Consider the following 15,671-nt stretch of genomic DNA (forward strand, 5'->3'; position numbering starts at 1 on the left):
CTAAAACGTTAATGTCATTAAGTGCGAGAGTGGTTATGCATGCGCACTAATCAGCTCTTTCGCATTTGCTCTGGCCATTTTGCTAATATTATCGCCAGCGAGTAGACGGGCAATTTCATCTATTCGTCCATCTTTACTGAGCTTATTCATTTGTGTGTAGGTTTCACCATTTGCAATTTCTTTCGCAACAAAAAATTGCTGATGCCCAGAGCTAGCAACCTGTGGCAAGTGCGTAACACAAATAACTTGGGTTGATTTGCCAAGCTGGCGCAATAACTTGCCAACCGCTGAGGCCGTTGGGCCAGAAATACCCACATCGACTTCGTCGAATATGAGTGTTGGCGTTGTCACGCGCTGGGCGATAATGACTTGTATCGCTAAACTGATACGCGAAAGCTCGCCACCCGATGCAACTTTCGATAAAGCTTGCATTGGTTGCCCAGGGTTGGTCGATACCAAAAACGCCACGGTATCAAATCCCATTGCACTGGGGGCTTTATCACTCGTTTGTTGAATATCAATCGCAAACTGGCCATTTTCCATTGATAAGTTAGCCATGCTATCGCTGATCAATGTGTTGAGTGTTTCGGCATAACGCTGGCGGCTATCACTTAAAACCTGTGCAGCGTCTTTATATTCATCAAGGGCTGTATTTATCTCGGTTTCTAGTGATGCTAAGCGGTCACTATTGTAGCTAATTGAAGCAAGCTCTTTCGCAATTGATTGGTGAAATTCTACCAGCTCTTCCGGTTTTATATGGTGCTTGCGTGCTAAATCCATTGCCCCAGTTAAACGAGTTTCTACTTCGTCGAGGCGAGCAGGATCTAAATCTGTTATATCTACGTAGCTGCGAATTTCACGGCTTGCTTCTTCAACTTGAACAGCGGCTTCACTTAAAAGCGCAGCAATGCTAGATAGGCTATCATCGTAGCCAGCAAGTTCAGCAAATTGCTGTGCACTGTGTTGCAGCATTGAGCATGCACTTTGCTCATCACTTTCGTATAAGTGCTGAAGTTCACGCTGGCACGACTCTAAAATAGTTTGGCTGTGGCTTAACTTATGGTGCTCAGCTTCTATTTCTTCAAACTCACCGGGTTGTAAGGCAAACTCGTCTAATTCAGCAACTTGGTATTCAAGTAGCTGTTTTTGAGCCGCTTGTTGCGCTTGTTGTTGTTCTAAGTGGTTAAACTCTTTTACTAGCGCCTGATAGGCTTTAAAGCGTTCTTTAACATTGGAAAGCAGGTTTGTATGGCCAGCATATGCATCCAGTAAATGCAGCTGATGCTCGGCTTTTAATAAATGCTGATGCGCGTGTTGACCATGAATAGAAATGAGGTATTGCCCAAGCTCTTTAAGCTGCGCAGCAGTGACAGGGCTGCCATTAATATAGCTTTTACTCCGGCCATTTTTACAAATAATACGGCGCAGTAAGCATTCACCTTCTGCATTAGACAGTAAGTGATGCTCTAAAAACTGTTGTGCAAGGGGTAATTGGGTAATATCGAATTGCGCGCAGATTTCTGCACGCTCAGTTCCTGGACGAACAGCACCCGCATCGGCGCGTTCGCCTAAACATAACGATAGGGCATCAATAGCAATTGATTTCCCAGCACCTGTTTCACCTGTAATGGCTGTCATGCCATTGTGCCACTCAGTACTCAAGTTACTTACAATGGCAAAGTTTTTAATTTCTAACCCGATTAACATACTGTTTATCCATCCAGCTAATTAACTGTTAATTTATACAGTGTTTTCGGGTTTTGCAAATTAAATTTTTATGCTTTTGTTAATTCTGATATCTGTTTTTCGTGATTTAATTCATCAGGCATTGATGGACTCTGGCTTTGCGCTGGGTCATCATGTTGATTAATAGGTGGCGCGTATTTAATAACTTCAATTAATGAGGGTAATACTTCTTGATAAAACGCTTTATTGTATTCAATGCCATTATAAGGAAGTTGTGCCATAAAGTATTGTAATCTATCGGCAAGTTGGTCATGTTCATGCGGGCTTTGTGCTTTGTTTGCTTCCATGATTATGGTGCTGATAAACAACTCACTAATAAACTCTAAATGCGTTAGATTTTCTTCGTTGTGAGCTTGAACGACAAAGTAATTACTGGTGATTTGGTTCAAACGTGCAACATTTTTAGGGCGAATGAGCTTTGCTTCACTAAATTCGATTAATTTAATTTTGAAGTCGTTATTGATCTCTTTTACACGTTGATGAAAGCGTTTTTTTTCGGCTTCTATCGCTTTGCGACGGTTGCTTTCGATGATCCAATAGCAGCCTAGTAGAGTGATCAACAATAAAAGAGCAAGAAAAACTATATAGCTCATTTTTGCTTAGGTTCCTTAAATGTGTACTACGGTAAAGTGAATTATTTTGCGCTAATAGATTTCACTTGGCAATTATTTAAGAAGAAAATTGCTGTTTAAAATAAGCGGCTACCCCAGTTCAGTTTTTTTCGCAGTACATTGTAATAAGAATATTCTTTTGGATGAATTAAGCGTAACCGTTTGTCAGCTTTTTTGATAACCACTTCATCGCCAGGTAAAACAGCCAAAACAACGTGGCTGTCACAGCTCACTTGTAAGCTGTCGGTATTTTCTAAGCTGAGTTTAAGGCGTACCTCGTTATCGGCATCAACGACTAAAGGGCGACTCGAAAGAGTATGAGGAAACATGGGTACTAACGAAATAGCATTCAGTTCTGGTGTCAAAATAGGCCCGCCACCAGAGAGAGAATAGGCCGTTGACCCCGTCGGTGTAGATACGATTAAACCATCAGAGCGTTGTGAAAATACAAAATCATTATTTATGAAGGCTTCGAACTCAATCATGTGAGCGACTTTATCGGCATGGAGTACCGCTTCATTAACCGCTGAATTTGCGCTTTTAAGTTCAGCATGTCGGTATACTTCTACTTCTAGCAGGAAGCGTTTTTCTTCAATGAATTGACCGCTTAGTACCTGCTCTAAACTTGCTTCAAAACCTTCTGGGTTTAAGTCGGTTAAAAATCCGAGGTTACCACGGTTTACGCCAATCACTGCAACGTCAAAACGCGCTAAAACACGTGCAGCACCTAACATGTTGCCATCGCCACCGACAACGATGGCTAAATCAGCACGCTCGCCTAACTCAACGAGTTTAACGAGGTTGTTTGCAGGCACATCTTCTAATTGCCGACCCGTTCGTTGCTCAACGAGCACCTCAAAACCTAACGCTCGTAAAAAGGTGTGTAATCGCTGTAGCGTTGTAGCCGCGGCGCTGTGGTTAGGTTTACCAATTAAACCTATGGTTTTAAACGGTGAGTCCATGGTACGTGCACTTAACTATTTCATAGGGATAGATTACATTAAAAATTAATGCTTTGAAAATAACTTGAAATAAACTTGCAGTGCCCAAATATCTTAGGGCAAGAGTCAAGATGTAAGAATTATGAAATTAAACCCCCGCGATCAACAAATTTTTTCAGCCGTAATGAGCCTATATTGTAATGGCGAGGGCCAACCAGTGGCTTCAACGCGCATAGCAAAGCAAAAGGGCATGGCTGTGTGCTCTGCCACAGTGCGAAATGCAATGGCAAGGCTTGAAAAAGAAGGGTTGCTTTATTCGCCACATACCTCGGCAGGCCGCGTGCCAACAAATGCTGGGTTTGACTATTGGTTAACCGAATTTTTCTCTTTGCCCGAAATTGCGACGTATTGGCAACCTCAACAAGCACAACTTGTTGAGCTGGCCCATGGCTTGAGCCAACGTTATAAAGTATGTTGTTGTGTTGGTTTACCGCAAGTGAGTTCGCAATTGGTTTTTAGGGTTGAAGTGCTTGACTTTGATGGCAGTGATTGGCTTATTTTACTGATTGATAGAGCAGGGCAAAGTCACAATATTTGTATTAGTAAACCTGAGGACGCCAGTGATTCGGTTCGCTATCAGTTTGCAACGTGGCTTAATACGGTGTTCAGTCAACAAACTCTGATGGAAGGTCTTTACCGTATGCAGGCAATGGCGAATACTGCACCGCGCAACTGCCATGACTCGTTGACCCAATGGACTCGCCAATTGAGCCAGAAACTGGGATCTGATAACAGTATTGTGGTAGGTGAAAACTATTTATATAAGCAAGTAGACTGTCAAACGAGCTTAAATATAGGCGTCTCTTTTTTAAATTTTGTTGAAGATAAGCTCGCATTTAGAAACGGTTTGTCGGTATTAAACACAGAACAACTTCCATTTACCGATTGTGATGAGTTAATGGTGATCAGCCTTCCTTACTTTAATAACCTCGAATATCAGAGTCGTTTTTGTGTTATTTGTCCAAAATCAGCACAAATTGAAGCAATCATCCAAGAATTTGAGTTAATCGGGTCATCAACCTCTTGAATCTTTTTATTCAATCCCCATAATTACCGCAGTTGTAAAGAATTGGAGCATTTAAGCTATGTCTGAGCAGACAAAATCACCAGAGCAAGAAGTTGAACTAAACGAAGAATTTGAACAAATGCAAGCGGATGTTGACGCAGCCGTTGAAGCAGCAGAGCAAGTTGAAGGCGAAGAACTAAGCCCTGAAGCTGAAATTGCACTACTTTATAGTGAACTAGAAGCTGCGAAGCAAACTATAAATGATCAAAAAGACAGTGTTGTACGTGCCGCAGCAGATGTTGAAAACATGCGTCGCCGTGCCGCACAAGATGTTGAAAAAGCTCACAAGTTTGCACTTGAGAAGTTTGCTAACGAATTATTACCCGTGATTGACAATTTAGAGCGTGCGATTGAGTTTTCTGACAAAGAAAATGAGCAGCTTAAGCCTGTACTTGAAGGTATCGAGATGACGGTAAAAAGCTTCAACGATGCCGTGTCTAAGTTTGGTGTAGAAATTGTTAACCCACAAGGTGAGCAGTTTAATCCAGAATTCCATCAAGCGATGTCAATTCAACCAAGCAATGATGTAGCAGCTAATACGGTACTTGCAGTTATGCAAAAAGGGTACACGTTGAACGGTCGTTTACTGCGTCCTGCTATGGTAATGGTATCGAAAGAAGCTGAATAAACGCTTTTTAGAGAAAAATGCCTGTCATAGACAGGCATTTTTTTTGTCTAATTTTCGATGCCAAAGCTGCACAAGTAGTATAAGGATAAGCGCACTGAACATCATGGCTGAAAATGGCACCGCACTTTGTGGGTGAATAAACGCGAGGATAGGTCCTACGAGTGCGCCACTGCCAAAACGTAACGTACCAATTACCGCCGTTGCAGTCCCTGATTTTTCCTCGAATTGCATTAAAATCAATGAGTCGGCATTACTTGCCACAATCCCCAAACTCATCATTAAAGGCGCTATGCTTGCGACGATAAAATACAGCGACAAATGCATTAAACTAAACAGCAGTAATGCTGAGCCCGATGCAAAGCCAATACCTAAGCCTATAAACAGTAATTTGCGCGATCCTAAGCGTGGTACAAGTCGGGTATTCATAAAGTTACCGAACATCAAGGCAAGTACGTTAAAGGCAAATAAAATACCGAAGAGTTGTTCATCTACTTTAAAAAAGTCCAAATAAACGTAAGGCACAGACGTTAAAAAGCAGAAAAATGCGAACGAGGCAAACATAGAGCTAGCGATGTCGGCACGCGCACTTTGACGTGAAAAGACGGTTTTATAGCTGTTAAAAAATAACGCTAAACCACGTTGCTGACTTTTGAAAATAGGGATATCAATTAAGTAAAGCTGCACAAGTGCTAAAATCGCAAAGCTATACGCAGCTAACACTAAAAATATAACCTGCCATGTCGAAATGCCCATAATTAAAGAGCCAAGCGTGGGGGCGATAAGGGGCGCTACCATCATGATCATCGATACATACGACATCCCCTTTGCCGTATTCTCACGGTAAATATGACGAATAATACCCGGTACAACCACGGTTGCCGCGGCACCAGTGAAAGCCTGTACTGCCCTAAGTGACCAAAAAAGCTCTATGTTATGGCAAAATGCCAGTGCTAACGAACTTAAACCAAACAGCGCTAAGCCTACTTTAGCCAGTAATCGTCTACCAAGCTCATCGGCAATAGGGCCAAAAAATAGCATACCCAGTGCATAGCCAGCTAAATAGATACTCAATGAAATTTGTACATTTGGCATGGTTGTTTGTAAGTCATTGGCAATGACCAACATCGCAGGTAGATACAAATCAATTGCCAGCGGAGTAATGGCGACAATACTTGCCAGTAACGGCAATAAAATGCGTTTATTTAATGTGTCGGGGGAAGGCATTGGAAACTCATTTATCAATCAATAGACCCCTATTGTAGCAGCGAGTCGTTCGTTGGTGAACTTAGTTTGCCTGCTAACTAAAAGATTTAACTGAAAAATCACATTTGCACGGTGGGAAATGTATTTTCATATAAAATTAATGAATGCTTTGCTATATTAGCAACAATTGCACTAATAGTATTTGTAAGGATTCACATGAAAAAGTTAATGATGGTCGTGTTAGCCACCGCTGTTTTAGCAGGGTGTAAAACGTCTCCAACGGGACGTACACAGATCGCGCTCTACTCAGATCAACAAATGAGTCAAATGGGCCAAGCAAGTTTTGCTGAAATGAAGAAAACACAGCCGATTAACTCCGACCCAAAAGTTAATGCGTATGTAAAATGCATCGCAGACGATGTGATTTCTGTTTTGCCGCGTGAATATGCTCAACAAGCATGGGAAGTGGTGGTGTTCGAAGAAGATTCCGCGAATGCGTTTGCATTACCAGGCGGCTACATTGGCGTACATACAGGATTATTAAAAGTAGCGGTTAACAGGGATCAACTAGCGACCGTGTTAGGCCATGAAGTTGCACACGTTATTGCTGAGCACTCGAATGAACGTGTATCGCAAAACTCCTTGATTCAAACAGGTTTACAAGTCGGTGGTGCTGCGCTTGATATGGGTAATGTGCAATATCGCGGTGAAATTATGCAAGCACTTGGACTCGGCGCACAATTTGGTGTGGTGTTACCTTTTAGCCGCTCACATGAATCTGAAGCTGATATTGTAGGTTTAGACTTAATGGCAAAGGCCGGCTTTAACCCAGAGCAGTCAGTGTCATTATGGCAAAACATGAGTGCAGCTGGCAGCAGCGGCACACCCGAATTCATGTCGACTCACCCAGCACCGGGTAATCGAATTAAAGAGCTACAAAAACACATGCCAACGGCTTTAAAAGCACAACAAGCGGCAAAAGCGCAGGGCAGAAACCCACAGTGTAAACTGTAATAAAATCTTACCAGAGCTGCTTATGCAGCTCTTTTTAATTCCATTTTGCACTTGGAGTTGAAGCAGGTAAAGTTCAACGTGATTGTGTCATGCTTGATAAATTAGCTAGTTCAATGACTGACTTGGCAAAAAAATATTCAGTAACATTACTTGAACAACAGCAAGATAAATCCAAAGCAGAGTATTTCATAGAAGCAAAATATATTGAAATTAACTCCATAGATGGGTTTTCCCATCGGTTAGACCAAGCTCATCAGCAACATTACATGTGCAACTAAAAAAGTGATGAGATTATAGCGAAAACAACGAATGAAATTGGTTCTGGAGTAGCCTTTGACGCTTGTGACCGCTTAGAGAAAATAGCCGTTGCGGGTGGTCGCTATGTGGCTAAATGGACTTCTAATCAATTTAATTAAAAAAAGCCTGTAGTCTAGCTGACTGCAGGCTTGAATATTGATAACTCGCAGCTCGCTAGAACGTCCACTCAACATGAAGTTGTGGGACTGATTCAGTGGTATCTGTGCCTAGTTTGTTATGCCAGTATTGCCACTCAAGGCCAAGTAACAGGGTATTCTCTTTCATGCTGATTGCATGACCTAAATCCCATGTAATAATAGGCTGTGCTAAAATCCATGCTTTAACGTCTTGACCGAATTCGTTTTCACGCTCTGCAATGTACTCAACATGGCCCGTCACATTAAATTTTTGTGAGCCAATAGTGAATGGGTAGCCCCATGCTACATCAATCATCCAGCTGTTTGTTTCAGTAGGAGCACCACCACGAGCAACACCTTCACTGTCATCAATGTAGGCTGTAAACAACGTTGATAAAAAGCTAAAACCTGGTGCTTGCCAGCTTAGTTTTACGCCGGGTAAATATTTTAGAACCTTTGAGTCTCCAGCAGCGTTAAAGCCCGCAGTTAAACCTACGTCAGCAATTGCACCATATGAAAAATCGTTGCCTGAGATTTTTGACAGGCTAAAGGTTGAATACCATTCACCATAGAAGTCTTTATCTTGATATCCATCTTGTAAATCATCATCACTGTAGTCAATAAAAAAGAAGTTATCGCCATAGTCATAACCAGATGCATGCTGTAATGACACAACCGTTGTGTTTGATTTAGCCAAAGAAAACGGATTTTTGTGCTCACCGTTATTGATGTGTAATTGCGTTGAGCTCCAATTAGCCGCATAGCTCGAAGTACTCGCTGCACATAGCGCAGCAATAGAAAGGATCTTTTTCAAGTTCATATCTCAATATTGATGTAGTCATAACAATTCACTTGATTAAGCGAATTAGTATATAAAGGGGGATACAAAGTGAGGATTATAGCAGATACGTCCTTAAAATGACGTATCTGCTCAAAAATATTTAACTTAGGCTTTATTACGGCGTAAGCATATTACCGCAATCGCAGTAAACGCGAGAATAAAACAATAATATGACGATGTAGATACTTGCCAAGGGCTGATTTTAAACGTTGCACCTAACAATAAGGCTTGTGCGCCGTAGGGCAAAGAGCCTTGTGTTACACAGGCAAAAATATCTAATAAACTGGCTGAGCGCTTGCCAGTGATTTCACCGTCATCGGCCAGTTTTTTCGCAATAGGGCCTGCAACAATAATAGACACCGTATTATTAGCAATACATACGTTACTCGTCATTACGAGTGCTGCAATACCTAATTGATCAGCAACTTTACGATGCCATTTAGCAATAATTTTCGTGATTGCCTGAATTTTGTTAGCAATGTAATCAAGGCCACCGTTTATACGAATAAATTCTGACAGGCCGCCAATAAACATAGATAACAAGAAAATTTCCTGCATATCGGTAAAGCCTTTGTAGATATCTTTTACAAAGCTTGCGCCTTCATAACTGCCTGTAAAGCCCATTAGTGCTGCGAAAATAATCCCGCTAAACAGCACCACAAATACATTAAATCCCATCACCGCTAGCACTAAAATAAAGGCATACGGAAGCACGAGTAATATATCGTAATCCTGTGTTTCAACCGCTTCAGCTGCCGGTGTTAAAAAGAACAATAATGCTATGGTGAGTGCAGCAGCAGGCAGAGCAATCTTTAGATTCTCGCGAAATTTATCTTTCATTTCACAACCTTGTGTACGGGTAGCCGCAATTGTTGTGTCAGAAATGATTGATAGGTTATCGCCAAACATTGCACCCGATACAATTGTACCGGCCATCAATGCAGGATCGATACCCGTTTTTTGCGCTACGGCGTAGGCAATAGGGCCAATCGCGCCGATGGTGCCCATTGATGTGCCCATGGCAGTTGAAACCACGGCAGCGATTAAAAATAAGCCCGGAAGTAATAAAGCTGGGGGAATAAGAGATAAACCGGCATTCACGACGGCATCAACACCCCCCGTTGCGCCTGCGACGGCAGAAAACGCACCTGCAAGAAGGTAAATCAAGCACATAGTAATGATATTGCTATGACCTGCACCTTTTATAAACGTTTCAACACTGTGGTTAATCGTGTTTCTATTTAAAATAAAGGCCAACATAATGGCAGGTAAAATAGCGACCGGTGCCGGTAGTTGATAAAAGGCGTAATCAACACCTTGAGATTGTAAGTATAAGCCTGCGCCTAAAAATAAGCCGACAAACACCAAAAGCGGCAACAAAGAAAGTTTTGCTTTTGTTTTATTAAATGATGGCTGCATCATATTCCTCGTTAGATAACCAAAAACACAGCCAAAAACTTCTTTTAGCTGTATTTAGTTGTTGTTTTATGAAAGTAAAAACAACAACAGCGCCCGCAAGCCAAAGACCAAATCGGCGCAAAGGAAGAAGTTTAAATGTATAGATGGCTAAATGCAAAGGCTATCTGTTATTATTGTTGTTATTTTATAAATCCAAAAAATTAGCGCTGTATTTTTTATAAGCTAACCTGACTATTACATGAGTTTTCGATAAAATCTAGCCAGCTAATAAGAATAGATAAGGTAAAAGTATGAACCGTATAGGTGTATTTGGTGCCAATGGCCGCATGGGGCTTGCACTATTAGAGGCTGTTACAAAAAATGAGCACTCTGTGTTAACGGGGGCGTATGTCCGTGAAAATTCACCGCTTATTAATTTAGCTGTTAATCAATTAAACAGTGCCGCTGATGCGGATGTGCAATTTAGCAAAGAAACTGATGTAAAAGAGACTGACGTACTTATTGATTTTACTTTACCTGCGGGGATGCGTAATCACCTCAAAACAGCGGTAGAAAAAAATATAGCCATGGTGATCGGCACGACAGGCTTAACCCACGACGACCTTGAAGCGTTAAACGATGCAGCAAAGCATATCCCGATTGTTTTTGCTCGTAACTATAGCGTAGGCGTTAATTTACTGCTTAACTTAGTGCAGACTGCAGCTGTGAAATTTGGCGATGACATGGACATAGAGATTTTTGAAGCGCACCATCGTCATAAAATTGATGCGCCCTCGGGCACGGCTTTAGCTATTGGTGAGGCTATTGCAGAGGCAAAAGGCTGGCAACATGATGACGTTGCACGTTTCGATAGAAGCCACGATGAACAAGCAAAATCGCAAAATGAAATCGGTTATTCGGTCATGCGAGGCGGAGATATAGTAGGTGAACACACCGCATATTTCGCAACTTCTGGCGAAAGACTAGAATTAACTCATAAAGCAAGTTCTAGAATGACCTTTGCCTTAGGTGCTGTAAGAGCTGCGGGCTGGTTGAAAAATAAGCCGGCTGGACTTTATGACATGCAAGATGTGCTTGACTTGAAGTAGTTTAGTTTCTTTTTTGGCAGTTTCAGTGAAAATTAAGTTAATAACGCTTATTTTTACTATTTTATTAATTATGATTAGATCTGAAAAGCAAATTACTGTAAAATAGCGCCAATTTGCCAAAAATTCATAAATGCGTGTTTCCAATCGCTTTAAACGGGCAGTAGAGCAAATGACTTTACTCCCGTTTTTTACTGTTAGGAGGTTAACTTGACTAAATCCGCTCTGTTAGTCCTAGAAGACGGCACAGTGTTTCGCGGTACTGCAATCGGCGCTGACGGCATGTCAGTCGGTGAAGTAGTATTCAATACGTCTATGACTGGTTATCAAGAAATTTTGACTGACCCTTCATACGCGGAACAAATCGTAACTTTGACGTACCCACATATCGGTAATACGGGTACTAACAGCGAAGACGAAGAAGCGGGTCAAATCTGGGCTAAAGGCCTAGTGATCCGTGATTTGCCACTGCTAGCAAGTAATTTCCGTAACGAGCAATCGTTAAGTGATTACTTAAAAGAACGCAATATCCTAGGTATTGCTGACATCGACACTCGTAAATTAACACGTATCTTACGTGATAAAGGCGCTCAAAATGGTTGTATCATTGCAGGCGACGAGTTAGATGAGAATAAAGCGCTCGAAGCTGCGCAAGCCTTCCCAGGCTTAAAAGGCATGGATTTAGCAAAAGTTGTCTCAACCAAGGAAAATTTTGAGTGGCGTGAATCAAGCTGGACATTAGGTGAAGGCTTTAAAACGCTAGAAGCAGCAGACGAGAAATTCCACGTTGTTGCTTATGACTTCGGTGTTAAACGTAATATCTTACGCATGTTAGTTGACCGCGGTTGTAAATTAACCGTTGTGCCGGCACAAACATCTGCTGAAGACGTACTCGCACTTAACCCAGACGGTATTTTCTTATCGAACGGACCTGGTGACCCTGAGCCATGTACCTACGCCATTGACGCAATTAAGGCCTTTTTAGAAACAGATACGCCAATTTTTGGTATTTGTTTAGGTCACCAATTACTTGCGCTTGCCTCTGGTGCAAAAACAGTAAAAATGAAGTTTGGTCATCACGGTGGTAACCACCCAGTTAAAGACCTTGACCGCAATGTGGTTATGATCACTGCGCAAAACCATGGTTTCGCAGCGGATGAAGCGACATTACCAGCGAATTTACGTGCAACTCACGTTTCATTATTCGATGGTACGCTACAAGGTATTCACCGTACTGATAAGCCTGCGTTTAGCTTCCAAGGTCACCCTGAAGCAAGCCCAGGTCCACACGATGCAGCACCTTTATTCGACCACTTCATCGACTTGATGCAAGCTCGTTCTAACTAATTTAACCGGAGTAACAATGCCAAAACGTACCGACATAAAAAGCATTCTTATCTTAGGCGCGGGCCCGATCGTTATCGGTCAAGCTTGTGAATTTGACTACTCTGGTGCACAAGCGTGTAAAGCACTACGAGAAGAAGGCTATCGAGTTATTCTTGTAAACTCGAACCCTGCAACTATCATGACTGACCCTGAAATGGCTGATGCGACGTACATCGAACCAATTCACTGGGAAGTGGTAGAAAAAATTATTGAAAAAGAAAAGCCAGATGCTGTACTCCCAACAATGGGTGGTCAAACAGCATTAAACTGTGCGCTTGACCTAGACAAGCACGGTGTGTTGGCTAAACACGGTGTTGAGCTAATCGGTGCAACTGCGGATGCCATCGATAAAGCAGAAAACCGTGAGCGTTTTGACGCTGCAATGAAAAATATTGGCCTTGAGTGTCCGCGTGCTGAAATCGCTCACTCAATGGACGAAGCACACGATGTACTTACTCGTATCGGCTTCCCATGTATTATCCGTCCATCATTCACCATGGGTGGTACTGGTGGTGGTGTTGCATACAACCAAGAAGAATTTGATGAAATTTGTGAGCGTGGTTTAGATTTATCACCAACAAATGAGCTTCTAATTGATGAATCATTAATCGGTTGGAAAGAGTACGAAATGGAAGTTGTTCGTGACAAAAACGACAACTGTATCATCGTATGTTCTATCGAAAACTTTGACCCAATGGGCGTTCACACGGGTGACTCAATCACCGTTGCACCAGCACAAACGTTGACGGATAAAGAATACCAAATCATGCGTAATGCATCGATGGCGGTACTTCGCGAAATCGGCGTTGAAACAGGTGGTTCAAACGTACAGTTTGGTGTGAATCCAGTTGATGGCCGTATGGTTATCATTGAAATGAACCCTCGTGTATCTCGTTCATCGGCTCTAGCGTCTAAAGCAACGGGTTTCCCAATTGCTAAAATCGCTGCGAAACTAGCTGTAGGTTATACGCTTGACGAGCTTCAAAATGATATCACGGGTGGTAAAACACCTGCTTCATTCGAGCCTTCAATCGATTACGTTGTGACTAAGATCCCACGTTTTAACTTCGAAAAATTCGCAGGTTCAAACGACCGTCTTACTACACAGATGAAATCAGTGGGTGAGGTTATGGCTATTGGTCGTAACCAACAAGAATCACTACACAAAGCATTACGTGGTCTTGAAGTGGGTGCAACAGGCTTTAACCCAATTGTTGCGCTTGATGACCCGAAAGCGAAAGAGAAAATCATTCGTGAATTGCGTGAGCCAGGTGCCGAGCGTATTTGGTATGTTGCTGATGCAATGCGTCATGGTATGAGCGTTGAAGATGTATTCGAATTGACTAAAATCGATCCATGGTACTTAGTACAAATCGAAGATATCTTAAAAGACGAAGAAACAATCAGCGAAGTAGGTATGGCTGGTTTAAATGCCGAGTTCTTACGCAAGCTTAAACGCAAAGGTTTTGCTGATGCACGTATCGCTGAAATTGCGGGTGTATCTGAAGCTGAAATTCGCAAAAAACGTCACCAATTAAATATCGTGCCAGTCTACAAACGCGTTGATACGTGTGCGGCAGAATTTAGTTCAGACACAGCTTACATGTACTCAACGTATGACGAAGAGTGTGAAGCGAACCCGTCTGACAAAGATAAAATCATGGTAATTGGTGGTGGTCCTAACCGAATTGGTCAAGGTATCGAATTCGATTACTGCTGTGTTCACGCGGCATTAGCGCTACGTGAAGACGGTTACGAAACAATCATGGTTAACTGTAACCCTGAAACTGTTTCTACAGACTACGACACATCTGACCGTCTATTCTTCGAGCCAATTACGCTTGAAGATGTATTAGAAATCGTTCGTGTTGAAAAACCAAAAGGCGTAATCGTTCAGTACGGTGGTCAAACTCCACTTAAACTGGCTCGTGCACTTGAAGCGAATGGTGTGCCAGTTATTGGTACGTCACCTGATGCAATCGACCGTGCTGAAGACCGTGAGCGTTTCCAACAACTTGTAGAGCGTTTAAACCTTCTTCAACCTGAAAATGCAACAGTAACGTCTCTAGAAGAAGCGATTGTAAAATCGGCTGAAATCGGTTTCCCTCTGGTTGTACGTCCTTCATATGTACTTGGTGGTCGTGCGATGGAAATCGTTTACGATGAAGATGACTTACGTCGTTACATGACTGAAGCGGTATCTGCATCAAATGAAGCCCCAGTATTGCTTGACCGTTTCTTAGATAACGCAATCGAAGTTGACGTTGATGCTATCTGTGACGGTGAGCAAGTTATTATCGGTGGTATCATGGAGCATATCGAGCAAGCAGGTGTTCACTCAGGTGACTCAGCATGTTCATTACCGGCTCATTCATTAACTGCTGAAGTACAAGACGTAATGCGTAAGCAAGTGACAGACATGGCACTTGAGCTTGGCGTAGTGGGTCTTATGAATACACAGTTTGCAGTGAAAGACGGCCAAGTTTACTTAATCGAAGTAAACCCTCGTGCAGCGCGTACAGTACCGTTTGTATCAAAAGCAACGGGTGTAGCACTTGCTAAAGTAGCAGCGCGTTGTATGGCAGGTCAGTCATTGGCAAGCCAAGGTATCACCAAAGAAGTGATTCCTCCTTACTACAGCGTTAAAGAAGTTGTATTACCGTTTGCTAAGTTCCAAGGTGTTGACCCAATGCGTGGCCCAGAAATGCGCTCAACGGGTGAGGTAATGGGTGTTGGCGAAACATTCGCCGAAGCGTTCGCTAAAGCACAATTAGGTGCAAGCAACACTTTACCACGCGGTGGTCGCGCGTTACTATCGGTACGCAACAGTGACAAACCACGTATTGTTGAACTTGCTAAAACTATGACAGAACTTGGTTTTGAGCTAGATGCAACCGGTGGTACTGCCAAAGCACTTGAAGACGCTGGTATTGCAGTTCGTCGCGTAAACAAAGTATTCGAAGGTCGTCCTCATATTCTTGATAGAATTAAAAATGGTGAATACAGCTACATTGTAAACACTACTGAAGGTCGCCAAGCGATTGAAGATTCGAAGGTGTTGCGTCGTGGTGCGTTACAGCACAAGACTAACTACACAACGACACTGAACGCGGCATTTGCTAACTGTACTGCTAACCAAGCAGACGACCGTAGCAAAGTGACGTCAGTTCAGGAACTACACCAGCGAATGAACTAAGGAAATGTGCCAAGGGCGAGTTATTCGCCCTTGGGATTAAG

The 15,671-nt window shown here is 42.5% G+C and carries 13 protein-coding genes; 7 read left to right on the forward strand and 6 right to left on the reverse strand.

What is annotated here, in order from left to right:
* Positions 1-33: 33 nt before the first annotated feature.
* From recN to nadK, 3 genes are all read right to left on the reverse strand, one after another.
* Positions 34-1,707 carry a DNA repair protein RecN gene (gene recN, locus JIG41_RS18395; protein WP_199525219.1) on the reverse strand — a complete coding sequence of 558 codons (1,674 nt, stop codon included), beginning with the start codon at positions 1,705-1,707 and terminating at the stop codon, positions 34-36.
* 68 nt (positions 1,708-1,775) lie between these two features.
* Complete coding sequence (locus tag JIG41_RS18400; RefSeq protein ID WP_036967646.1) at positions 1,776-2,339, reverse strand: hypothetical protein; 564 nt, start codon at positions 2,337-2,339, stop codon at positions 1,776-1,778.
* 95 nt (positions 2,340-2,434) lie between these two features.
* Positions 2,435-3,319, reverse strand: a complete 885-nt coding sequence (gene nadK, locus JIG41_RS18405) for an NAD(+) kinase (protein WP_036967648.1) — start codon at positions 3,317-3,319, stop codon at positions 2,435-2,437.
* Between the two features lie 121 nt (positions 3,320-3,440).
* Between nadK and JIG41_RS18410 the strand changes: the two genes are divergently transcribed.
* Positions 3,441-4,385 (forward strand): HrcA family transcriptional regulator, encoded by a 945-nt coding sequence (locus tag JIG41_RS18410; RefSeq protein WP_036967651.1) that lies wholly within the window; start codon positions 3,441-3,443, stop codon positions 4,383-4,385.
* Positions 4,386-4,443: 58 nt separating this feature from the next.
* Entirely contained in the window at positions 4,444-5,052 is a 609-nt protein-coding gene (gene grpE, locus JIG41_RS18415; RefSeq protein WP_199525220.1) for a nucleotide exchange factor GrpE, read from the forward strand.
* A 24-nt stretch (positions 5,053-5,076) separates the two neighbouring features.
* Here grpE and JIG41_RS18420 read toward each other — a convergent pair whose 3' ends face one another.
* Entirely contained in the window at positions 5,077-6,276 is a 1,200-nt protein-coding gene (locus JIG41_RS18420) for a multidrug effflux MFS transporter (protein WP_036967656.1), read from the reverse strand.
* A gap of 195 nt (positions 6,277-6,471) precedes the next feature.
* Between JIG41_RS18420 and JIG41_RS18425 the strand changes: the two genes are divergently transcribed.
* The gene (locus JIG41_RS18425; protein ID WP_065978701.1) at positions 6,472-7,269 is read left to right on the forward strand and encodes a M48 family metallopeptidase; all 798 of its coding nucleotides are present in this window, start codon (positions 6,472-6,474) and stop codon (positions 7,267-7,269) included.
* Positions 7,270-7,358: 89 nt separating this feature from the next.
* On the forward strand, positions 7,359-7,547 hold the full coding sequence (locus JIG41_RS18430) for a hypothetical protein (protein WP_075594372.1): 189 nt from the start codon (positions 7,359-7,361) through the stop codon (positions 7,545-7,547).
* A 193-nt stretch (positions 7,548-7,740) separates the two neighbouring features.
* On the opposite strand, the gene JIG41_RS18435 is transcribed toward JIG41_RS18430, so the two are convergent.
* Both JIG41_RS18435 and JIG41_RS18440 read right to left on the reverse strand, forming a co-directional pair.
* Positions 7,741-8,523, reverse strand: a complete 783-nt coding sequence (locus tag JIG41_RS18435; protein WP_065978699.1) for a nucleoside-binding protein — start codon at positions 8,521-8,523, stop codon at positions 7,741-7,743.
* A 126-nt stretch (positions 8,524-8,649) separates the two neighbouring features.
* Positions 8,650-9,963, reverse strand: coding sequence for a Na+/H+ antiporter NhaC family protein (locus tag JIG41_RS18440; protein WP_036967666.1), 1,314 nt, complete (start codon positions 9,961-9,963; stop codon positions 8,650-8,652).
* A gap of 290 nt (positions 9,964-10,253) precedes the next feature.
* Here JIG41_RS18440 and dapB point away from each other — a divergent pair, with 290 nt between their 5' ends.
* From dapB to carB, 3 genes are all read left to right on the forward strand, one after another.
* Complete coding sequence (dapB, locus tag JIG41_RS18445; RefSeq protein WP_036967669.1) at positions 10,254-11,051, forward strand: 4-hydroxy-tetrahydrodipicolinate reductase; 798 nt, start codon at positions 10,254-10,256, stop codon at positions 11,049-11,051.
* A 207-nt stretch (positions 11,052-11,258) separates the two neighbouring features.
* Positions 11,259-12,395 carry a glutamine-hydrolyzing carbamoyl-phosphate synthase small subunit gene (gene carA / locus JIG41_RS18450; RefSeq protein ID WP_199525221.1) on the forward strand — a complete coding sequence of 379 codons (1,137 nt, stop codon included), beginning with the start codon at positions 11,259-11,261 and terminating at the stop codon, positions 12,393-12,395.
* Between the two features lie 16 nt (positions 12,396-12,411).
* On the forward strand, positions 12,412-15,630 hold the full coding sequence (gene carB / locus JIG41_RS18455) for a carbamoyl-phosphate synthase large subunit (protein WP_036967675.1): 3,219 nt from the start codon (positions 12,412-12,414) through the stop codon (positions 15,628-15,630).
* Positions 15,631-15,671 lie beyond the last annotated feature (41 nt).

The organism is Pseudoalteromonas sp. bablab_jr011, assembly GCF_016464045.1.
GTDB classification, from domain to species: Bacteria; Pseudomonadota; Gammaproteobacteria; order Enterobacterales; family Alteromonadaceae; genus Pseudoalteromonas; species Pseudoalteromonas lipolytica.